Origin of the sequence: Pseudocitrobacter cyperus (assembly GCF_039889165.1) — a bacterium.
Lineage (GTDB): Bacteria > Pseudomonadota > Gammaproteobacteria > Enterobacterales > Enterobacteriaceae > Pseudocitrobacter > Pseudocitrobacter cyperus.
The window spans coordinates 589473-610835 of record NZ_JAYMYY010000001.1; the positions used below are offsets into that span (position 1 = coordinate 589473).

Below are 21363 nucleotides of genomic sequence, written 5' to 3' on the forward strand. Positions count from 1 at the left end.
GGGATCACCGATGAAAAAATATCACCTCAGCGAACACACCCGCACACATCAGTTTGCTGAAAATGGCGTAAAACAGAGTGTCGTGGTGCGGCAGATTATCGCCCTGCGTGATTTTGCGGATGTCACCTGCGGCAGCGCTGGCGGCTGGGTCGACGAGGAGAGCGCTCTCAGCCAAAACGACGACTGCTGGATTTACGATGAAAACAGTGTGGTATTTGGCGGTGCCCGCATTGAAGGCAACGCCCGGCTAACTCAACCCTGTGAAGTCAGCCATCATGCGCGCATCGGCGGCAACGTATGGATTGACCACAGCACCGTGCGCCATCACGCGCGAATAAGTGACAATGTCACCATTCAGTTTTCCACCATTCGTGGCGCCTGCCATCTGTTCGGCAATGCGCGCATTTTGCATCACAGCCAGGTGATTGCCGCCCAGGGCCTTACGCCCGATAACGATCGCGTGCTGCAAATCTATGATCATGCAACAGTAAGCCGCTCACGCATCATCCATCAGGCGCAAATTTACGGCGAAGCCATCGTGAATTACGCATTTGTCGAACATCGGGCGGAGGTATTCGAATGCGCCCTGCTGGAGGGTAACGAGGAAAATGACGTTTGGGTGTGCGACTGCGCGAAAGTATACGGAAATGCGCGAGTGATAGCGGGACGCGGCGAAGATGCGATTCCGACGCTGCGCTACAGTTCACAGGTTGCAGAGAACGCGGTCATTGAAGGGAATTGCCTGCTGAAGCATCATGTGCGGGTCGGCGGCCACGCCCGGCTAGAGGGTGGCCCTATTCTGCTCGACGACAACGTACTGATTTATGGACGCGCGCGTATTCGCGGCGATGTGGTGATCGAACATCATGTGGAAATCGACGACGACGCCATCGTTGAGGCATTCGGCGACGACGCGATACATCTGCGCGGGCGGGCGGTGATCCGTGGCGAACAGCGGATCACCCGCACACCCCTTTTGGGTTCACTGTGACGATTTGTCGATAATACGCGCGTAGATGTTCTGGTCGTAATAGACACCATTAAGAAATTCCGCCTGCTTCAGGCAGCCTTCCAGCGCAAAACCGTTACGCAGTGCGACCTGATTACTGCGCGCATTATCCACCCGGCATTTAATCACAAACCGCCGAATATCGCCGGACTCGACAAAGTAATGAATAAACGCCTGCAACGATGCGGATAAAATCCCGCGTCCCTGCGCCGCTTCATCCAGCCAGTAGCCGATATAGCCCGTTTTATTGGCGGGTTCTATCTGATTGAACGACAGCACACCAACCAGTTCGTCGCCCTGAAAAATCATAAACATTTTCGCGATGCCGCGCTGGTGCAGCATGATGTTGCCGAGTACGAACTGACGGGTATCCTGCTCACTGTTGACCAGCAGTGGCCAGTTCATTGATTCGGAAAGCCACATTCTGTTTTTCATGACGAGCTGGTGCAACGCCGGGATATGGCTCTCATTGACGGCGTCTAAACGCACGCTGGCGTTGACTGCAATGCTCTCCTGCTGTGACACGGGATTTCCTCTGGTGAGATAACATCAGGCCGGGTACGCATACCCGGCCCTCCGGTTTACTTCATCACACGGTCGTCAACATACTGACGTTTATCCGGTGCTGGCGGGAAGTACTGGTACAGCCAGGTTTCACTGATGGCGTCGCCCTGGCAACGCAGGAACATACGCATATCGACCGGTTCGGTAGAGTCTGAGGTTGGGTACCAGTCAAACAGAATACGGTAGCCGTCAAACGGTTCGACGTAGAGGATCTCAACCTGTTTGGCTTCCCCGCTGGAGAGCGTGATCACCGGCTCAATGCCTTTTGGTGCAGACGCTTTCAGATCGCCACCGATGAAATCGATAGCGAAGCGGCGAGACCATTTCTCAGGATAATGTTCACCCGGCGCCCAGCCTTCCGGGAAACTACCCATCCCGGTACGGGTCGCCATCACGCGAGCCAGCGGTGAACGCACCGGCGGCATCGCGCTCCAGTAGAGACGATAGCTGAAATTGAGTTTATCACCCGCTTTGACCGGTTTTTCCGGCTGCCAGAAGCAGACGATGTTATCCAGCGTCTCTCCGGTCGTCGGGATCTCCATCAGCGACACCGCCCCTTTTCCCCACTGATTACGCGGTTCAACCCAAAGGCTCGGGCGCTTGTTGTACCAGCCCATGACATCCTGATAGTGAGTAAAATCACGATCGAGTTGCAGCAGACCAAACCCTTTCGGGTTTTTATCCTGATAGGCGTTAAATTGCAGCTTCTGCGGGTTGTTCAGCGGGCGGCAGATCCACTCACCGTTACCCAGCCACATTGCCAGGCGATCGGAGTCATGAATTTGCGGATGGATAGTATCGCAGACGCGGCGTTCGTTGTTACCGCAACTGAACATACTGGTCATCGGTGCGATACCCAGTTGTTTGACATCTTTCCGCGCGTAGATGTGGTTTTCGACATCCATAATCACCTGGCTTTCCGCACAGTTGATAATGAACTTATATGCGCCGGTGACGCTCGGGCTATCGAGCAGAGCGTAGACCGTAAAGATGGTCGCTCCCGGTTTTACCGTTTCAAACCAGAAAGAGGTGAAATCAGGGAACTCTTCCAGGCTGTCAGTGTAGGTATCTATCGCCAGACCGCGTGCGGAAAGGCCGTACTGATAGGTGCTGTCTACCGCGCGGAAGTAGCTCGCCCCCAGGAATGAAACGATATCGCGACGCGCAAGCTCCGGTGATTTAAATGCGCGGAAACCGGCAAAACCGAGGTCAGTCTGCCCTTCCAGTTGTTTGGTATCGACACCGGTATCGGTGTATTTGAACAGTTCAGGGCGGAAGTGAACTTCCCGCGCCTGCTGAGTCGCCGCATCGACGGAGAACATTCGCACCCGGCGACGGAAACCCATGCCGACGTGGAAGAACTGGATGTCCAGTTGCCTGTCGTCAATGTTATTCCACAGGGATTGCGAAGCATCATACTGGATACTGTTGTAGGCCTGCGGCGTCATATTCGCCAGCGTTTCTGGCAATGCGCGCGGCGCACCGCCCCACGGCTGACGGGAGAGATCGTGAGCCATAGACTGCAAAACAGTGAAATCGAAACGACGGGTTTGCCCATCCGCGATATCCGACTCCTGCGCTAACGCAGCCTGAGAAAAAAGAGAGGCTACACCGGATGTCCCGCACACGGCGGCAACAGCCATTGATGATTTGAGAAAGTGTCTGCGGTTCATGCCTGAGAAAGCGTCCTTTTTATGAGAAGAATGCGGCGAACGAATACGTCGTTAAGTCCGACCACTCTAGACAAAATCGATTAATAATCCAATTGTTGGCACAAGAAATTGTTCCGAGTGACGTAAAAAGAGTCTGTCGAGGAGAACAGGCTGAATATCATGTAAATTTGTGTATAAATCAGACCAGGAATGGCGTGTTGCGAGGAGTACGCCAAACCCGGTTTTCATTAATCAAGCGTCACATGGTGCTTCATCACCCGTTTAAACAATGCCAGTCGCGCCCGCATAAAACGGTTCTCCACTTTAAACCCGGCATGCTTATTGAGCCCGATACGCAGTAATCGATCGCGCCCCTGCACCGACGCCGGCCAGCGCGTCGGCCCGCTGAGCGTGGTGCAGGTGGCGCTGGCGTGACGCGCAAAATTCACCCAGTAATCGGCAACCTGTGCGGAAAATGCCAGGTCATGCTCATTGACGTAGAATCGTGCAGGCTCCGCCAGCGTCAGGGTATCGAATACGTAAGGCACCTCATTCCCATGCCAGGCGCCAAAGGCATAGGTGTCGTGCTCCGCCTCGGCAACGTAATCAAACCAGTAGCGCCAGCAGGGTTGATTCACCCGCTGCTGGGCCTGCATCACCACGTAACCCAGCGCAGTAAATGCCATATCCCGGCAGACCTGACGCCCCAGTTCAGTATCCCCCCTGACGCCCGGATAGAGCAGACGGATCAACCCTAACCCCAGCCGTCGGGTACGCCGCAGTTTTGCAATTTCTCCAGCCAGATCAACGCCAAAAACCGCCATCACGCTGGCTTCATCACTGTTTGAGCCGATCAACACCGGCATCGGATGCTGTTTCCCGCTAAAGAAGATATCCAGCATCGGCTGCGGCAGTACGGCATCCCCCACAATCGGCGTCGGGCCAATATTGAGCGGCGCTTCGAGCGGCCAGAGCGCCTCCGCCGGGATCGCGCGCAACTCTTCTGCCGTAGCATTTTGCAGGCCAAAATGCGCCGCCAGTCGCTCCCCCTTCTCCAGCGCCTTTTCCCGCGGGGTATCCGGAAGCGTATAGCCGCTTTGCACAATCGCTTTTTGAAATAACCCCGTCGCTTTTGGCGATGTCATCAACGACAGAACGCTACGCGCCCCCGCCGACTCCCCGAACAAGGTGACATTCGCGGCATCACCGCCAAACGCCGCAATATTCTCCTGAACCCAGCGCAGCGCGGCAATTTGATCGGCCAGAGCGAAATTATTGAGCGGTTCCCCCTCTTCACCTTCAAGCGATGGATGGGCGAAAAAACCCAGGTGCCCAAGGCGATAATTAACCGTTACCACCACCACGTCACGCTGCGCCAGCGCTTTACCGTCGTAAGGCGGCAGGCCACCGGCACCGATGGTATAACCACCGCCGTGCAACCACACCATCACCGGTAACGGCGCAGAACGCTTTGCTGGCGACCATACGTTGAGGTAGAGACAATCTTCAGAAAAACGCCCCGGATCGCCTCCGCCCAGTTCACGACAGAAGTCGATGTTCTGCCAGCAGGACGCGGAGAAGGTATCAGCCCGTCGAACGCCGGGCCAGGGCTGAACAGCCTGCGGAGCGCGCCAGCGCAGCGGGCCAATCGGCGGCGCGGCATAGGGAATGCCGCGCCAGAAGTGAATATTCTCGTCAACCAGACCTGATAGTGTGCCCTGGCGGGTTTCCGCCAGCGGCGTCGTTGAGGGGTTATGCATCGATTCCGTCCTTTACCAATATCCCCCAAGAGTACCTGTTTCAGAGCAGACCGCAACGCCGCTTGCTGCGGATCTCTGCCTGTTCATAGAGTGCAAACTCATCCAATACCGGGCAGCCCAGCGCCTGTTCAAAGGCGTCGCGGCTGGCATTGCCATGGCTGAGCGCGGTATTTCCCGCCCCCAGATTTGACTGAAAAATCCCGGCGGCGCTGACGGGCAGAAAATCTTCATAGATGATGGGCTGCGCAATGACCCAGCCGCGTTCAATCAATGGCTGCGGATCATCTCCGGGGTGGAATGCCTGTCGATGCGCCTCTCCTGTGGGCGTCAGGCGGTAGCGGAACCAGGCGAGCCCCTGCTGACGTAATAAAAATTCGCTATCCGGGAAAGCGCTGAATACAGTCTGCAAATGCAATTGGTGGGTCAGGTTATCACTGCCGACGCCTGCGTCATTCAGTAATTTGTCATACAGGGCGCGCCCCTTGGGCGTTAGCGCCACCCCGCGTTGTTCAATTTCACCAAAACGCGCGGTATGGGTTCCCTCAGCATCACCGACAAATTTCACCGGCTCCTCAAGCGCCTTAAAGCTGGTCTGGCGTAGCAACAGCGGAACCTCGCGGCGCGGCGGGCCCTCAATCACCGCTTTGGGTTCGATACCGTACTCTGACATTAGCGACTGAACGCGGTCGATATCGAGCGTGCGCGGTGTTAAGTGGTTGATATGGCAGCTGGGGAAGCAAACCACATCGGCAATCAGCCGATGCTGCTGGTGCAGCGCCTGATACGTTTCCCGATCGACGGTAGCCGATTGATGCCAGCGGAACGTCTCCAGCGCTTCCTGCACAAATTCCTGCGCCTGTGCCGCCGTAAACGCCCCCTCTTGTTCATGCAGGGTGATCAGCGCGCGACAGCGAGGCGTGAAAATATCACGTTGCTGTAAAATCGAAGCCGCTCGCGCTCTCAGATCCGGGTCGTCAATCAGTTCCAGCCGTAGCAGCGAGGTAAAAACCCGGAAGGGATTGCGTGACAGCGCAGCGTCATCCACCGGGCGAAACGCCGTGGAGTGCACCGGTACACCCGCCTGCGACAGATCATAATAACTGACCGGATACATACCCATGATGGCGAACATCCGCCGCAGCATAGACAACTCTTCTGCCGTCCCGACGCGGATCGCACCGTGACGCTCGACGTTCAGCCGCGCCAGCTCGTCCGCATTAACCAGTTGTTCATGCAGGCGCGTGTTATTTTCCAGTACCGCCAGATTCACATCCGCGACCAGCTCCAGCAGCGTTCCATACTGAGGAACTTCCTGCTGATACATTGCCGACATCGCTTGTGAAAAATCTTCCCGAATCTCATCTGCCGTGATGCTCTGCGCCATGATGTCTTGTCTCCAGTGAATATATTCTGGAGTGTAGAAAAGTCCGTGAGCCTGCGTGGCAAGAATTTGGAAAGTGTGATCCCCGTGACGCTGTATGCCTGATGAGGCGTCATAACCAGACGTTATTAAACATCCCGCTTAATTTCACTTTAAATTAACATATAATTTACACACACTCACAGTGGCGACAAAAAATACACCCTACACGGAGCCACCCTATGAGCAATAAATGGTCACCGCAAGAAGTTATCCATCGCGACTATAATAGTCACCCGCCCGCCTTCGCGCCGGGGTATAAAACCAGCGTACTGCGTTCACCGCGTAACGCCCTTATTTCCCTGCAAAACTCGTTGTCTGAAATCACCGGGCCGGTCTTTTCAGGCGACGATCTCGGCCCGCAGGACAACGACCTTATTCTGAATTACGCCAAAGATGGCTTACCGATTGGCGAGCGCATTATCGTTCACGGCTACGTCCGCGACGGCTTTGGCCGCCCAATGAAGAACACGCTGGTCGAAGTGTGGCAGGCAAACGCCGGTGGGCGTTATCGCCACAAGAAAGATCAGTATCTGGCGCCTATCGACCCTAATTTTGGCGGCTGTGGTCGCGTACTGACCGATGAGAACGGTTACTACTTTTTCCGCACCATCAAACCAGGCCCGTATCCATGGCGTAACCAGGCGAGTGACTGGCGTCCTTCGCATATCCACTTTTCGCTCTCCGGCGATGCTTTTGCCCAACGCCTGGTGACTCAGATGTACTTCGAAGGCGATCCGCTGATTAAGCAATGCCCTATCATAAAAACGATCAACAACGAGGATGCCATTCGCACACTCATTGCCGAACTGGATACGCATGCCGCCATTCCACTGGATTGCCTGGCGTACCGTTTTGATCTCGTACTGCGCGGCCAGCGCGCGACGCTGTTTGAAAACCGCACTCAGGGGGCTGCACGATGAAAGACTATTTACCTGAAACTGCCTCACAAACCGCCGGGCCCTATGTCCATATTGGCCTGGCGCCCGACGCTGCGGGTTTTCATATTTTTGAGAAGAATTTCGGCCCGGTGCTGGTAAACAGCCACACCGAGGGTGAGCGGATCACCATTGAAGGTCGTGTACTGGATGGTTCAGGCACCCCGGTTCGCGATGTGCTGCTTGAGATCTGGCAGGCCAACGCCAGTGGACGCTATAACCACCCGGCGGATCAGCAGGAAGGCAAAGCGCTGGATGCGGATTTCCGCGGCTGGGGCCGGGCCTGCTCGGACTTTGACAGCGGGATCTGGCGTTTTGAAACCATCAAACCAGGGCCGGTTGTTGGCCGTGACGGGCGTATTATGGCCCCGCACGTCAACCTGTGGATTGCTGCGCGCGGCATTAATATCGGCCTGAATACGCGAATGTATTTCTCCGATGAACAGGCCGCGAACCAGGCTGACCCGGTGTTAAACCTGATCGAATGGGAAGTCCGTCGCCAGACACTTATAGGCCAAAAAGAGATGCGGGGTAATGAGACGGTGTACCGTTTTGATATCACGCTTCAGGGTGATAAGGAAACGGTCTTTTTCGATCTTTAACCCACTGCGCCCGGTAGCGCTCTGCTCACCGGGCCGATTATCCGCTGACTCACGTTCAGCGTCACAAAAAGAACTTGTAACTCAAATAGATCAAATGTTAATAATAATTTGCTATCAGGTTATCAATTTTAAATAGTATTACTTGTCACCTCTGTACAACTGTTCTTAACATCGCATATGGAAAAAAATGCTCTCTTTAGTCAGCGCATTCGTCTGCGCCATCTGCACACTTTCGTTGCCGTCGCCCAACAAGGAACTTTGGGGCGTGCGGCTGAAACCCTTAATCTCAGCCAGCCAGCCTTATCCAAAACGCTCAACGAACTGGAGCAACTGACCGGCACGCGTCTGTTCGAACGCGGCCGCCTTGGGGCGCAACTGACCCTCGTGGGCGAGCAGTTTCTGACGCACGCGGTAAAAGTGCTTGATGCGCTCAATACCGCGGGCCAGGCCCTGGCTCGCAAAGAGGGCAACCTCCACGATGTGGTTCGCATTGGGGCTTTGCCGACGGCGGCGCTGGGGATCCTCCCCATGGTACTGGGTCAGTTTCATCAACAGCAAAAGGACGTCACGCTACAGGTCGCCACCATGAATAACACCATGCTGCTGGCGGCGCTGAAGTCGGGTGATATTGATTTTGGAATTGGGCGGATGTCTGACCCGGAACTGATGACCGGGCTGACATATGAGCTGCTGTTTCTCGAATCACTCAAGCTGGTAGTGCGTCCTGACCACCCTCTGCTGCATGAAAACATTACTTTAAGCCGCGTGATGGAGTGGCCGGTTGTCGTATCGCCAAAAGGTACCGTGCCCCGGCAAAATGCGGAGACCCTGCTTCAGAGCCAGGGGTGTAAAATGCCCACCGGCTGCATTGAAACGCTTTCAGCCTCACTCTCAAGACAGCTTACCGTAGATTATAACTACGTCTGGTTTGTCCCTTCAGGCGCGGTAAGAGATGACTTGCGGCACGGTTCGCTGACCGCACTGCCTATCGCGACTCAGGGCCAGGGGGAACCCATTGGCGTGTTAACCCGGGTAGACACCCCTCTTTCTTCCGGCGCGCAGACACTACTGGCATCGATTCGCAAATCAATGCCTGTCTAATCCCCCGCTCACCTCGCTTCTCTGTTTGAGGGCGAGGGTGACATTTCCCCTTTTCTCGCCTGCTTTTTCGTCACCGAAGATCAATTAATGCGAAATTTTTTATTAACAATTGCGCAATGTGATTTAACAGATCTATGATAGCCATAAATTAACCAAATGGTTCATACGCAATCAATATAATTACCGTATGAACATTGATAACAACGAAAACCCTTTCATATAAAACAAAACCCCCTCTATGTGTGATTCATTTGGTACACGCATTTGGGTTTGGCTGTCATCAGGAGAACAGTATGGCAACGGGCATTGCACTCAAAGGACTCCCCCGGGTTCTTAAATGGCTTCTCGCCGGGCTGATGTTTATCATTGGTCTGGCGGTTGGCGCGCTGGGAATAAAACTCGCCACCGTGGGAGGAACCTGGTTCTTCGCCCTGATGGGGATAGCGATGATCGTCGCTGCGGCGCTCATCTCCCGCAACCGTCGTAGTGGGATAGCGCTTTATGCGCTGGCGTTTATCGTCGCGATTATCTGGTCTATCAGCGATGCCGGTTGGGACTTCTGGCCACTCTTCTCGCGCCTGTTCACCTTTGGCGTGCTGGCGTGCCTCAGCGCTATCGTATGGCCATACCTGTCAATTTCTGCGCAGGCCAAAAAAGGCCCGGCATTTGGGCTCGCCGCCGTCATTGCCGTGGTATTGCTGGCGAGTGTCGGCGGGATGTTTAAAACCCATACTCTGGTGAGCGCGAAAGAAGATGTCCCGGTTAAAGCGGTCAGCGCGGGCGAGCAGCAGAAAAACTGGACTCACTGGGGAAATACTCCCCACGGCGATCGCTTTGCCGCACTCGACCAAATCAACAAACAAAACGTCAATAAACTGCAGGTGGCATGGGTCGCCCATACCGGCGACATTCCTGTCAGCAATGGTTCCGGTGCTGAAGATCAGAACACCCCGCTGCAGGTTGGCGATACCCTGTATGTCTGTACGCCCTATAGCAAAGTACTGGCGCTCGATGTCGACAGCGGCAAAGAGAAGTGGCGTTATGACTCAAAAGCAACGGCGCCAAACTGGCAGCGCTGCCGTGGCTTAGGATATTACGAAGAGGCACAGGCGACGCCTGTCAGCAACAGTACGCCAGCGGCCTGCCCGCGTCGCCTGTTCCTGCCGACCACCGACGCGCGCCTGATTGCGATTAACGCTGATGACGGCAAACCCTGCGCCGATTTTGGTGACAATGGTGTGGTGGATCTAAGCCTCGGTATGGGAGAAATCAAACCGGGTTATTACCAGCAAACCTCAACGCCGCTGGTGGCCGGAAATGTCGTGGTGATTGGCGGTCGTGTGGCCGATAACTTCTCCACCGGCGAGCCTCCGGGCGTGGTGCGCGCATATGATGTGCACACCGGGAAACTCGCCTGGGCGTGGGATCCGGGCAACCCGAATATCACCGGGCTGCCGCCGGAAGGCCAGACCTACACGCGAGGGACGCCGAACGTCTGGTCGGCAATGTCTTACGATGCCAAACTGAACCTGGTGTATCTGCCAACCGGGAACGCCACGCCAGACTTCTGGGCCGGTGAGCGTACTGCGCTGGACGATAAATACAGTTCTTCCATCGTGGCGGTTGATGCGACGACCGGTAAAGTCCGTTGGCACTATCAGACCACACACCATGACCTGTGGGACTTCGACCTCCCTTCCCAGCCGCTCCTGACCGATTTGCCGGATGGTAAAGGCGGCACCACGCCGGTGCTGGTTCAGACCAGTAAACAAGGGATGATCTTCATGCTTAATCGCGAAACCGGTAAACCCGTCGCGAAAGTGGAAGAGCGTCCGGTTCCGGCAGGTAATGTGAAAGGTGAACGTTATTCCCCGACCCAGCCGTACTCTGTTGGTATGCCAATGATTGGCAACGAAACGCTGAAAGAGTCGGATATGTGGGGTGCCACACCTGTCGACCTGCTGCTGTGCCGCATTCAGTTCAAAGAGATGCGCCATCAGGGGATCTTTACGCCACCGGGCGAAGACCGTTCACTGCAGTATCCGGGCTCGCTCGGCGGCATGAACTGGGGCAGCGTTTCTGTTGACCCCAACAATAATCTGATGTTCGTTAACGACATGCGTTTGGGGCTGGCGAACTATATGGTTCCACGCGAGAAGGTCGCTAAAGACGCCAGCGGGATCGAAATGGGTATCGTGCCGATGGAAGGTACACCTTATGGGGCAATGCGTGAGCGTTTCCTGTCACCGCTGGGTATTCCGTGCCAGAAACCGCCATTCGGCACCATGACGGCGGTAGATCTTAAATCCGGACAAATTGTCTGGCAGGTACCGGTTGGAACGGTAGAAGATACCGGCCCGTTGGGGATCCGTATGCATATGCCTATCCCGATTGGGATGCCAACCCTGGGCGCATCCATGACCACCCAATCCGGCCTGCTGTTCTTTGCCGGCACACAGGATTTCTATCTGCGCGCCTTTGATACCGCGACCGGGAAAGAGATCTGGAAAGACCGTCTGCCGGTCGGCAGTCAGTCTGGCCCGATGACCTATGTCTCACCGAAAACCGGGAAGCAGTACATCATCATCAACGCAGGCGGAGCCCGCCAGTCACCGGATCGCGGTGATTACATCATCGCCTACGCGCTGCCGGACGCGCAGAAATAACCATCAGGGCCGGGCAAGCATCACCCGGCCCCACCGCTTAAAAGCGTTCCCAGCTCTCTCCCCCGGCAACCGCTAAGGTGGGCGGCAGAGCCGGAACGCTCTCCTTCTTTATTTCTTCATGCGTTTGCAGCCGAAATACCCCGACCGCTTCGGTTAACCGCGCCGCCTGCTCTTCGAGCGACGCCGCGGCCGCCGAGGCTTCTTCCACCAGCGAGGCGTTCTGCTGAGTCACATTGTCCATTTCGGTAATTGCCTGGCTGACCTGTGTAATCCCCCGGCTCTGCTCATCCGACGCGGCCGCAATTTCCAGCATGATATCGGTTACGCGCTTCACCGCATCCACAATATCGGTCATTGTTGCCCCGGCATTCATTACCTCTTCGGAACCGCGCTCAACTAACGTCACCGACTCAGAAATCAGCCCTTCAATTTCCTTCGCAGCCTGCGCGCTGCGGCTGGCGAGAGTTCGAACTTCACTGGCCACCACCGCAAAACCGCGCCCCTGTTCACCGGCACGCGCCGCTTCAACTGCGGCGTTCAGCGCCAGAATATTGGTCTGGAAGGCAATGCTGTTTATCACAGCCGTAATTTCAGAGATCTTCTTCGAACTGGTGGAAATACTGCCCATCGTGGCCACCACTCCCGTCACCAGTTGCCCACCACGCATGGCTTTACCCGACGCGTCCTCCGCCAGCTTGCTGGCATGATGCGCGTTATCTGCGTTCTGTTTCACCGTCGCGGTCAACTGCTCCATACTGGCTGCCGTTTGCTCGATGGCGGCGGCCTGCTGCTCAGTTCGTGAGGAGAGATCGGTATTGCCTACGGAAATTTCGCTGGTGCCGCGGTAGATGGCTTCAGCACCGAGGCGCACCGTGCCGACCGTCTGCACCAGCGCATGCTGCATTTTTTGCAGGTTATGACTGAGTTTGCCGATTTCGCTGCGCCCGGTACGCTCATCTGCGGGCGTCAGATCGCCGCTGGCGATTTGCGCAATGCGTTGGCCAGCTCGCTGTAGCGGCGTAATGACAATACGGCGCAACACCACAAAGGTCATTAGGGTCAGGATCAGCGCCAGACCAAATGCCGCCGCCATAAACAGTAACCCCAAACGGGTGCGATCGTGCGACAGTTTTGTCAGATGATCCGCTCGATCAGTACGAATCTGAATCACCTTCAGCAGAACGGCGTTGTAGTTATCATCCAGCGGCTTCGCTTGCTCATTTTCGTGATTAATGATCGCTTCAAACATGCCGTTTTTGGCATATTTCAGCATCGGCTTCAGGCCGTCAATGTAAGCGGTGTAACGTGTTATAAGCGCTTTATCCAGCGCCTCATCCGCCGCCGTCTTCACCCGACGTTCACGGTACTCGGAAAAAGCGGCCTGGGATTGCTGGATACGCGACTCCGCCATGGCAATGTTGCGTTTCATCTCATCCATTTCCGCGATTCGGCTGGCGGCTCCGGCGTGGATCATCTCAATGCGCGCGGTACGCAGATGGTTGGCACTGTTCGACAGGCCCATTCGCACATGCAACTCTTCAGTGATGTCTTTTTGATCCCGTTCAGCCTGCATCAAAAAATACCCCGCCAGCCCGGAACTCAGGGCAAACAGCAGGATAATGCCGCCAAGAATGGCAGAAAAAAGCGGAACTAAACGGATATGGTGCAGGAAGCTGAGTTTTGTCGGTGGGTGCTGCGATGTGATGTTGTCCATACCTGGCGGCTCTCTTTTTGATAAACGACGTACAAATTCGTCCGTAAGAAAGACATCGGCCAGCCAGTAGATTTCATTATGATGAAAAACGGAAGGTGAGTCACAGTTTTGGGTAAAAAACGACCTCTCCCGCAGGGGAGAGGTCATGACTATTATTCTTCGCCGAAATGAATAACCGTGCGGATAGATTTGCCTTCGTGCATCAGGTCAAACGCTTCGTTGATCTGCTCCAGCGGCAGGCGGTGAGTAATAAACGGATCAAGCTGGATTTTACCCGCCATCGCTTCTTCCACCATCCCCGGCAACTGAGTACGGCCTTTCACGCCGCCAAAAGCGGAACCACGCCATACGCGACCCGTCACCAACTGGAACGGACGGGTTTTGATCTCCTGCCCCGCGCCCGCAACGCCGATAATCACGCTTTCGCCCCAACCTTTATGGCAGCATTCCAGCGCGGAACGCATAACGTCAACATTACCAATGCATTCGAAACTGAAATCCACGCCGCCATCGGTCATTTCGACAATCACGTCCTGCACCGGTTTGTCGTAATCTTTCGGGTTAACAAAATCAGTCGCCCCCATTTCCCGGGCCAGCTTAAATTTTTCCGGGTTGGTATCAACGGCCAGAATGCGCCCGGCTTTCGCCTGCACAGCGCCCTGAATCACCGCCAGCCCAATACCGCCGAGGCCAAAGACCGCGACCGTATCACCCTCTTTGACTTTCGCTGTGTTGTGAACCGCGCCAATACCGGTGGTGACGCCACAACCCAGCAGACAAACCTTATCGAGAGGCGCCTGCGGATTCACTTTCGCCAGTGAGATCTCGGCACATACGGTATATTCGCTGAAGGTGCTGGTTCCCATGTAGTGATAAATGGGTTCGCCGTTATAAGAGAAACGGGTTGTACCATCCGGCATCAGCCCCTTGCCCTGCGTGGCGCGAACGGCCTGGCAGAGGTTCGTTTTACCGGATTTGCAGAACTTACACTCGCCACACTCTGCCGTATAGAGCGGAATAACGTGATCGCCAGGTTTCAGGCTGGTGACGCCTTCGCCGACTTCAACGACAATACCGCCGCCTTCATGACCCAACACCGCCGGGAACACGCCTTCCGGATCGTCGCCAGAGAGCGTAAACGCATCCGTATGGCACACCCCGGTATGGGTGATTTTTACTAACACCTCGCCTTTCTTCGGCGGCGCGACATCGATTTCAACAATTTTCAGCGGTTGACCCGGGCCAAACGCCACTGCGGCACGTGATTTCATAGCGGTCTCTTCCTTTCTGATGATTTATTTTAAATAGGATCGTAGCAGATGACCGACTTCAGCCATGCGCACGGCGCGCTGATCGGGCGTCGTTTCGCCGCTGACCAGTTCGTCTTTGAGGTGCATTTCGACCAGTTCGCCCATCAGGCCATTGGCGGCGCCGCGAATAGAGGCAATCTGTTGCAGGATAGTCAGGCATGGTTCGCCCGACTCCAGCGCACGTTCGAGGGCATCTACCTGCCCTTTAATGCGTCGAACCCGGGTTAAGGCCCGTTTTTTATCTTCAGGTGAATGCGGCATGCGCCCTCCTTTGGTATAGGGGGGTATACTATCATTGATATGATAAGAATGAAAACAATCAGCAGGTAAATGAATTATGGAGATTCAGCATTTCGGCTGAACAGCGTTGAAAAAATGTCGTGTTGAGCCGGAGGAGTGCCGGATAACGCATGCGCGCATCCGGCAAAAGAGATTCAGGACTGTAACGTCGCCAGACGCGCCGCAAAACCGACAAATACAAGGCCGATAAGGCTGTTGCCGATTTTCGCCATTTTTTTACGGGTTTTCACATAGCGCGTCACCAGAGAGCCGGAAACAATCAGGAAGCTCAGATAGGTGAAGCTCACCAGCTCAAGCGTCAGCGCCAGAATAAAGAATGCCAGCCCCGGTGTGGCGGACTTCACGTCGATAAACTGCACAAAGAACGAGACGTAAAACAGAATCGCTTTCGGGTTGGTTAAGCTCAGCGTCAGCGCACGTTTAAAAATAGCATGACCGGGCTCGACGTGCCCTTCCTGCTCCCCAGCTTTACGCTTCAGCGTACTGTAGAGCATTTTGCCGCCGAGATAGAGCAAGTAAATCGCCCCAAGGTAACGCACCAGATTAAACAGAACGGGCGTGGTCTTGATAAGCGTCGCCACGCCCGCGTAGGAGAGAAACATCAGCACGGCATCGCCAATGAACACCGCCAGCGCCGCCATGTAGCCGCCACGAATGCCGTGCGTCACGCCCGTTTTCAGTACAAAGAGGGTATTTGGCCCGGGTACAAGAATGATAAATATCGCCCCGACCACATACGTCCAGTAATTTAGTACGCCAAAATCTGCGAACACCTGCTCTTCCTTACCCAATATTTACCATCGTGGCGGTATGGTAACGCACGCCAGAAGGCCAATAAAGGACTATTCAGATTAACCACGTTTGCGCGGCATCATGCGCAGCAGCGTGTTGTCTTTCCACACATAGTGGTGAGCCAGCGCCGCCAGAGCATGCAGACCAATCAGCCAGTAGCCGATATTCGCCAGCAGACTGTGATACTCCTTCATCGTATCGACGATATCGAAGTTAGACTCCGCGGCATACGGCATGGTCAGCCCAAAGGCATACCACGGGTTCCCCCGGTTATACATCATCACCAGGCCGATAATCGGCAGTGCAATGAACAGCAGATAAATCGCCAGATGCCCCAAATGCGCAAAACCGGTCATCATCGGTTTCGGTTTGGGCACAATTGGCGGGGCCGGACGCTTCAGGCGAATCAGCAGACGCGCCACCATCAGCAGCAGAATCGAGATACCACAGGAGACGTGAATCATGTTAATGACCGGGCGCGCACTGCGGGGAAAGAAGCCGCGAAATTCCATAGCGCAGTAGGCGATGATAACCAATAAAAAGACCAGCCAGTGAATGCCTATTTGCAGGCCCGAATATTTTTCGCGCATCGCGATCTCCCTGATAAGTAATTAACAAAAAAGCAAAATAGCCCTTTTCCCTTAAAAATTCATTAACTTTTCTATTGTTACCTTGATCACATTCATCTCTTTAATGCGTTAAGTGCGAAAATGGGTTGCCCATCAGCAGATGCTGGACTATGCCTGGTAAAGTAAAAAACACCTATCCTCTCAAACAGACGGAGAACACCATGAGTAAAATTGGCATTAACGGATTTGGGCGTATTGGTCGACTGGTACTGCGTCGTCTGCTGGAAACCTCAAGCAGCAATGAAGTGGTTGCGATTAACGACCTCACGTCGCCAAAAGTACTGGCCTATTTGCTGAAGTACGATTCCAACTACGGGCCGTTCCCGTGGAGCGTCGATTTTAACGACAACGCGCTGATTGTTGACGGTAAAACCATCAAGGTTTTTGCAGAGAAAGATGCGAAGAACATTCCGTGGAAATCGGAAGGTGCAGAGATTATCGTGGAGTGTACGGGCTTCTACACCTCAGCAGAAAAATCGCAGGCGCACATCGATGCGGGCGCGAAAAAAGTGCTCATTTCCGCTCCGGCCGGCGACATCAAAACGCTGGTCTATAACGTGAACGACGACACCCTGAACGCCAGTGACACCATTATTTCGGTTGCCTCCTGTACCACCAACTGCCTGGCGCCAATGGCCAAAGCGCTTAATGACGCGTTCGAAATTAAAGTCGGCACCATGACCACTATCCACGCCTATACCGGCACTCAGGCGCTGGTCGACGGCCCTCGTGGGAAAGACTTACGCGCCTCTCGTGCGGCAGCGGAGAACATCATTCCGCACACCACCGGTGCCGCGAAAGCGATAGGCCTGGTCATTCCGGCGCTGGTGGGCAAACTGAAAGGTCATGCCCAGCGCGTACCGACCAAAACAGGTTCAGTTACGGAACTGGTTTCGATTCTGGGCAAAAAAGTGTCCGTTGATGAGGTTAATGCAGCGCTGAAAAAAGCGACAGAAAACAATGAGTCGTTTGGTTATACCAACGATGATATCGTCTCAACCGATATTATCGGTACCCACTTTGGTTCCGTATTCGATGCCACCCAAACGGAAGTCACTGAGGCGGGCGACCTGCAACTGGTAAAAACCGTCGCCTGGTACGATAACGAATATGGTTTCGTCACCCAGTTGATTCGTGTACTGGAAAAATACGCCAAACTGTAAAAAAATGCCCGGACTCGCGTGTCCGGGCCATCATCACGGCCATTTAGCGCAACGCACGAATGGCCGACATATGACGTAGCGTGTCATCTTCGGTTAATTGCAGCCAGGCCTGTTCAACCGCCAGAGGTATATCCACATGGGCAATAAAGTTTTTCCCTTTTGGCCCATACCCCCCTGCATCATCGCGTAACCGCGGCAGCTCGCCGAGAATTAAAGAGAGATAACGTTCCACCGGCCACAGCCCGGTAGCATCCCCTTTGAACGCCACACCATTATCGCTATTAAACAGTTCAGGCTGACATCCTGGATAACTACGCCAGTGCGGTGCAATAGCCACATCCTGCCAGACATGTTTGAACGTCGCCATGGTACGGCGCTGCATGGTTGGATCCTGCACAACCACGCCGCTATTTACGGCTATCCCCCGCGTATCTATCATGCGCCGGGCAAAACGGGCATTCTCACCGCAGTTTGTCGATACATCTTCTACCAGAATCTTCTCACGCGGGAGTTTCCAGAACTGATGCGCAATCTCAGCGAGGATTGCCGCTTCTGATAATCCGGTGGTACGAATCGTGTTATAGCGTGGATGCCGGGCAATAGCGGCATAAAGAAACGTGGTCGAATGACCAATGCCGCCGCTAATTAGCAGCCTCTTCCCCTCGTCCGCAGCCAACTGACAGGCAGCATCAATGGTGGGGATCACAGCGTTGCCCGCCAGCACCACCAGTTCATACTCATCAGGCTGAGGGCGGGAGGCAAAATCGTTTTGGGCGAGCCAGCCGCCAAGCAGATTAGCCGCGGACAGCGTGCTATCGGGTAATTGTGGCAATGTTGTCAGCATAATCCTCCCTCTCTGTGGTTCTGATAGCACAGGGTAACGCGTCTGAAGCTCGGTGACAGTGGATCTCTCCGAAAGCAGCAATTTTGCGCCCCTGCTATTATGTAACACTCAAGAAATAACCAGAAACATCTAAAAATAACGCGGTTGCACCTGAATAAATCACTGGTGAAAATTGCATACGTAATTCATTAAACCAAAAATAACCACGTTTGCGGATTATTAGTCTGACAAATTAAGGGCGTTTAGCGCAAAAATACTCCCCTCTCCCTTGCCAAAAATAGTCCCTGCCCCTAACTTGCTTAACAAACAAGCAACCTTTTTAACACATTCCAGGTTGCACCTTTGGGGCATCAGGTGGCACCTGATTCTAACTTAATGTGGCGGGAGTTTTCCTTCATGACGACGCAAGAAAGCAGCAGTACGATCCTGAAAAAAAACAAACGGGTACTGATTGCCAGTTTGACCGGTAGTTCCATTGAATGGTTTGATTATTTTTTGTACGGCACCGCCGCCGCACTGGTGTTTAACAAAATATTCTTCCCAATGGTCGACCCGGTTATTGGCCTGATTCTCTCCTACCTCTCTTTCTCGCTAACCTTTTTTATCCGCCCTATTGGCGGTGTCATCTTCGCCCACATTGGCGACCGCATAGGTCGTAAAAAAACGCTGGTATTAACCCTGTCGCTGATGGGCGGTGCAACCGTGATGATTGGGCTGCTGCCGACCTACGACCAGATTGGTATCTGGGCGCCGATTTTGCTGATCCTGATGCGCATTATTCAGGGAATGGGAATTGGCGGCGAATGGGGCGGCGCATTGCTGCTGGCTTATGAATATGCCCCGGAAAAACGTAAAGGGTTCTTCGGCAGTATCCCACAAGCGGGCGTCACCATCGGCATGCTGATGGCGACCTTTATCGTCTCACTGATGACCCTGTTTAGCGAAGAGGCATTTCTCTCCTGGGGCTGGCGCATCCCATTTTTGATGAGTGCCGTTTTGGTGCTGTTGGGATTATGGATCCGTAAGGATATCGATGAGACACCAGAATTTAAAAAGGTGAAGCAGTCTGGTCAGGTCGCCAAAGCGCCGCTGCGCGATACGCTGACACAGCACTGGCGTGAAGTGCTGATTGCGGCAGGCCTGAAAGTGGTTGAGACGGCACCGTTTTATATCTTCTCCACCTTCGTGGTGAGTTATGCCACGACCACCCTGACCTACCAGAAATCCCAGGTGCTTGAAGCCGTCACCCTTGGCGCACTGGTGGCCACGGTGATGATCCCACTGATGGGTCTGCTGTCAGATAAAGTTGGCCGCAAAAGAATGTATGCGGTAAGCGTCATCCTGCTGGGACTATTTATCGTGCCATGGTTTATGCTGCTGGACACAGGAACAACCTGGGCCATTATGCTGGCCACCGTCGTGATGTTCGGCATTATCTGGGCGCCGATTACCGCCGTACTGGGTACATTATGTTCGGAAATTTTCAGCGCCAATGTTCGCTATACGGGCATCACACTCGGCTATCAGATTGGTGCAGCATTAGCGGGCGGAACCGCTCCTCTTATCGCAACAGGGTTACTGGCAAAATATAACGGCGACTGGGTTCCGGTAGCGTGGTACCTGGGCGTAACAGTGACTATCTCGCTGATTGCCATCTTCTTTGCCAGCCGTAGCCGTCGAATTGATGCGGTGAATGCGCAGACGTCGGGAATGTAAATTGTTTGCCCCTCTATTTGTAATAGAGGGGCATTGTGGTTCGCTATGTTAGCGACCGATTTTGTTGGGTTGAGGGTTTCATGCATAGCCAGAGGATGAATAATATAATAATTACATCCATTGCCATCTTAATATATCCAAGAGCATACATAAACGCATAGTCGACTTCGCGAGATATCAGAAAGGTAAAGATCTTCGAAAATGCTATCGGAAGCACGATAAGTTCAAAAAGTATTGGTATGCCAAACCACCAACCAGAGCGGCCACTATCATGCATTCTCCTAACCCCTAACGAAATAAAAGGGAAAATCAGGATCAATGTGGCATACTTACGTAAAGGATAATATACGTAGTAAGACCATGCAAATATCAACCCACCCCGACTGGTATGATCAGACACACCCCAGACCAGAGTGTAATAACTTACCAAAGCAATAAATACAACGATTAGTATATTAATCAAAACGAATAGAAAAAACTCACTCCGATTGGAACGAGTTTTATAATCAAAAGTCTTTTTCCATCCTTGCCAATAGCATTCTGCAAAAGAGTAATTCATTTCCCGCCATCCATTTCCATATTAATTTATTTGCAAAAAGAACGAATATATTCCAATATGCCCTAACATCGCCAGGGCTCACCATCTTACTTTTCTACACAGAAGAAATACTGCTAGCAGAGACAAACTATCTGTACACCCCGGCGGCTGTCACCTGGTTATGCAGCACCGGAGGGCTCAGTTCTTCCGTCCTGTTCGACGCCGCATCATAGCGGAACACTTCCCGCCCCGTATCCGTGATGCGCGCCATTATCCTGCCCGTCGCGTCATACCTCGTTTCACGCAACAACCTCCCCTGGCTTCGCTGCGTTTCACGGTGCAGGCGGTCGCGCTCAAACTCCGCCAGAACATAATGCTCATCGCCCAGGTCCAGATTAATCTGCGTTTTTCTGGAGAATTTGCCGGGCGAAGAGCCGGAGAAGATCGTCCGTAAACGCGGTCCGACCCCGAAGTGGCAGCAACTTATTGAAGAGATCGACAGTTTGCCGAAGGCAAAGCAGAAGATGATTTCGAGGATGTTAAGCGCCCTGATTGTGCAGGCACGTAACTGACTGATATTTAACGCGGTAGCTAAGGGCGGCAACCCTTAACCACCGCTCACCACAAGCAACTAACAGGAGTACC

Annotated in this window: 18 protein-coding genes and 1 pseudogene; 8 read left to right on the forward strand and 11 right to left on the reverse strand. The window is 53.9% G+C overall.

The window, feature by feature from the left end; translation table 11 throughout:
- Positions 1–10 precede the first annotated feature (10 nt).
- Positions 11–991, forward strand: coding sequence for a YdcK family protein (gene ydcK / locus VSR74_RS02910; protein ID WP_347793309.1), 981 nt, complete (start codon positions 11–13; stop codon positions 989–991).
- On the opposite strand, the gene rimL is transcribed toward ydcK, so the two are convergent.
- The 4 genes from rimL to hglS all read right to left on the reverse strand — a co-directional run bounded on the left by rimL (position 983) and on the right by hglS (position 6369).
- On the reverse strand, positions 983–1534 hold the full coding sequence (gene rimL, locus VSR74_RS02915) for a 50S ribosomal protein L7/L12-serine acetyltransferase (RefSeq protein WP_347793310.1): 552 nt from the start codon (positions 1532–1534) through the stop codon (positions 983–985). The two genes, ydcK and rimL, sit on opposite strands and share 9 nt — an antisense overlap.
- Before the next feature lie 56 nt (positions 1535–1590).
- On the reverse strand, positions 1591–3246 hold the full coding sequence (locus tag VSR74_RS02920; RefSeq protein WP_347793311.1) for a glucan biosynthesis protein D: 1656 nt from the start codon (positions 3244–3246) through the stop codon (positions 1591–1593).
- A gap of 227 nt (positions 3247–3473) precedes the next feature.
- Positions 3474–4985 carry a carboxylesterase/lipase family protein gene (locus VSR74_RS02925; RefSeq protein WP_347793312.1) on the reverse strand — a complete coding sequence of 504 codons (1512 nt, stop codon included), beginning with the start codon at positions 4983–4985 and terminating at the stop codon, positions 3474–3476.
- A 40-nt stretch (positions 4986–5025) separates the two neighbouring features.
- Positions 5026–6369, reverse strand: a complete 1344-nt coding sequence (gene hglS, locus VSR74_RS02930; RefSeq protein ID WP_347793313.1) for a 2-oxoadipate dioxygenase/decarboxylase HglS — start codon at positions 6367–6369, stop codon at positions 5026–5028.
- A 218-nt stretch (positions 6370–6587) separates the two neighbouring features.
- Here hglS and pcaH point away from each other — a divergent pair, with 218 nt between their 5' ends.
- The 4 genes from pcaH (at position 6588) to VSR74_RS02950 (ending at position 11712) form a co-directional block, all read left to right on the forward strand.
- On the forward strand, positions 6588–7328 hold the full coding sequence (gene pcaH / locus VSR74_RS02935; protein ID WP_347793314.1) for a protocatechuate 3,4-dioxygenase subunit beta: 741 nt from the start codon (positions 6588–6590) through the stop codon (positions 7326–7328).
- The gene (gene pcaG, locus VSR74_RS02940) at positions 7325–7945 is read left to right on the forward strand and encodes a protocatechuate 3,4-dioxygenase subunit alpha (protein WP_347793315.1); all 621 of its coding nucleotides are present in this window, start codon (positions 7325–7327) and stop codon (positions 7943–7945) included. Before pcaH ends, pcaG begins: the two co-directional genes overlap by 4 nt.
- A gap of 177 nt (positions 7946–8122) precedes the next feature.
- Positions 8123–9046 (forward strand): LysR substrate-binding domain-containing protein, encoded by a 924-nt coding sequence (locus VSR74_RS02945; protein WP_347793316.1) that lies wholly within the window; start codon positions 8123–8125, stop codon positions 9044–9046.
- A 293-nt stretch (positions 9047–9339) separates the two neighbouring features.
- Positions 9340–11712, forward strand: coding sequence for a glucose/quinate/shikimate family membrane-bound PQQ-dependent dehydrogenase (locus VSR74_RS02950; protein WP_347793317.1), 2373 nt, complete (start codon positions 9340–9342; stop codon positions 11710–11712).
- A gap of 37 nt (positions 11713–11749) precedes the next feature.
- Here VSR74_RS02950 and VSR74_RS02955 read toward each other — a convergent pair whose 3' ends face one another.
- The 5 genes from VSR74_RS02955 to cybB all read right to left on the reverse strand — a co-directional run bounded on the left by VSR74_RS02955 (position 11750) and on the right by cybB (position 16418).
- Positions 11750–13426, reverse strand: a complete 1677-nt coding sequence (locus VSR74_RS02955) for a methyl-accepting chemotaxis protein (RefSeq protein ID WP_347793318.1) — start codon at positions 13424–13426, stop codon at positions 11750–11752.
- Between the two features lie 152 nt (positions 13427–13578).
- Positions 13579–14697 (reverse strand): S-(hydroxymethyl)glutathione dehydrogenase/class III alcohol dehydrogenase, encoded by a 1119-nt coding sequence (locus tag VSR74_RS02960; protein ID WP_347793319.1) that lies wholly within the window; start codon positions 14695–14697, stop codon positions 13579–13581.
- Positions 14698–14721: 24 nt separating this feature from the next.
- Positions 14722–14997, reverse strand: coding sequence for a metal/formaldehyde-sensitive transcriptional repressor (locus VSR74_RS02965; RefSeq protein ID WP_347793320.1), 276 nt, complete (start codon positions 14995–14997; stop codon positions 14722–14724).
- Positions 14998–15170: 173 nt separating this feature from the next.
- Entirely contained in the window at positions 15171–15809 is a 639-nt protein-coding gene (gene leuE, locus VSR74_RS02970) for a leucine efflux protein LeuE (protein ID WP_347793321.1), read from the reverse strand.
- 78 nt (positions 15810–15887) lie between these two features.
- Entirely contained in the window at positions 15888–16418 is a 531-nt protein-coding gene (gene cybB / locus VSR74_RS02975; protein ID WP_347793322.1) for a cytochrome b561, read from the reverse strand.
- Positions 16419–16618: 200 nt separating this feature from the next.
- Between cybB and gap the strand changes: the two genes are divergently transcribed.
- Positions 16619–17620, forward strand: a complete 1002-nt coding sequence (gene gap / locus VSR74_RS02980; protein WP_347793323.1) for a type I glyceraldehyde-3-phosphate dehydrogenase — start codon at positions 16619–16621, stop codon at positions 17618–17620.
- Between the two features lie 43 nt (positions 17621–17663).
- Here gap and VSR74_RS02985 read toward each other — a convergent pair whose 3' ends face one another.
- Positions 17664–18464 (reverse strand): YdcF family protein, encoded by an 801-nt coding sequence (locus VSR74_RS02985; RefSeq protein WP_347793324.1) that lies wholly within the window; start codon positions 18462–18464, stop codon positions 17664–17666.
- Between the two features lie 396 nt (positions 18465–18860).
- Here VSR74_RS02985 and VSR74_RS02990 point away from each other — a divergent pair, with 396 nt between their 5' ends.
- A complete protein-coding gene (locus VSR74_RS02990) occupies positions 18861–20180 on the forward strand; it encodes an MFS transporter (RefSeq protein WP_347793325.1) in 1320 nt (439 codons plus the stop codon).
- A gap of 43 nt (positions 20181–20223) precedes the next feature.
- Here the strand turns inward: VSR74_RS02990 and VSR74_RS02995 are convergent, their stop codons facing one another.
- Positions 20224–20739, reverse strand: a complete 516-nt coding sequence (locus VSR74_RS02995) for a DUF805 domain-containing protein (protein WP_347793326.1) — start codon at positions 20737–20739, stop codon at positions 20224–20226.
- Between the two features lie 368 nt (positions 20740–21107).
- Between VSR74_RS02995 and VSR74_RS23225 the strand changes: the two are divergent.
- Positions 21108–21290, forward strand: a pseudogene (locus VSR74_RS23225) (transcriptional regulator); the annotation flags it as partial.
- Positions 21291–21363 lie beyond the last annotated feature (73 nt).

Coding starts and splice junctions, on each gene's coding strand:
- ydcK (WP_347793309.1), top strand. CDS start 11: ATGAAAAAATATCACCTCAGCGAACACACCCGCACACATCAGTTTGCT.
- VSR74_RS02920 (WP_347793311.1), bottom strand. CDS start 3,246: ATGAACCGCAGACACTTTCTCAAATCATCAATGGCTGTTGCCGCCGTG.
- VSR74_RS02925 (WP_347793312.1), bottom strand. CDS start 4,985: ATGCATAACCCCTCAACGACGCCGCTGGCGGAAACCCGCCAGGGCACA.
- hglS (WP_347793313.1), bottom strand. CDS start 6,369: ATGGCGCAGAGCATCACGGCAGATGAGATTCGGGAAGATTTTTCACAA.
- pcaH (WP_347793314.1), top strand. CDS start 6,588: ATGAGCAATAAATGGTCACCGCAAGAAGTTATCCATCGCGACTATAAT.
- pcaG (WP_347793315.1), top strand. CDS start 7,325: ATGAAAGACTATTTACCTGAAACTGCCTCACAAACCGCCGGGCCCTAT.
- VSR74_RS02945 (WP_347793316.1), top strand. CDS start 8,123: ATGGAAAAAAATGCTCTCTTTAGTCAGCGCATTCGTCTGCGCCATCTG.
- VSR74_RS02950 (WP_347793317.1), top strand. CDS start 9,340: ATGGCAACGGGCATTGCACTCAAAGGACTCCCCCGGGTTCTTAAATGG.
- VSR74_RS02955 (WP_347793318.1), bottom strand. CDS start 13,426: ATGGACAACATCACATCGCAGCACCCACCGACAAAACTCAGCTTCCTG.
- VSR74_RS02960 (WP_347793319.1), bottom strand. CDS start 14,697: ATGAAATCACGTGCCGCAGTGGCGTTTGGCCCGGGTCAACCGCTGAAA.
- VSR74_RS02965 (WP_347793320.1), bottom strand. CDS start 14,997: ATGCCGCATTCACCTGAAGATAAAAAACGGGCCTTAACCCGGGTTCGA.
- cybB (WP_347793322.1), bottom strand. CDS start 16,418: ATGCGCGAAAAATATTCGGGCCTGCAAATAGGCATTCACTGGCTGGTC.
- gap (WP_347793323.1), top strand. CDS start 16,619: ATGAGTAAAATTGGCATTAACGGATTTGGGCGTATTGGTCGACTGGTA.
- VSR74_RS02985 (WP_347793324.1), bottom strand. CDS start 18,464: ATGCTGACAACATTGCCACAATTACCCGATAGCACGCTGTCCGCGGCT.
- VSR74_RS02990 (WP_347793325.1), top strand. CDS start 18,861: ATGACGACGCAAGAAAGCAGCAGTACGATCCTGAAAAAAAACAAACGG.
- VSR74_RS02995 (WP_347793326.1), bottom strand. CDS start 20,739: ATGAATTACTCTTTTGCAGAATGCTATTGGCAAGGATGGAAAAAGACT.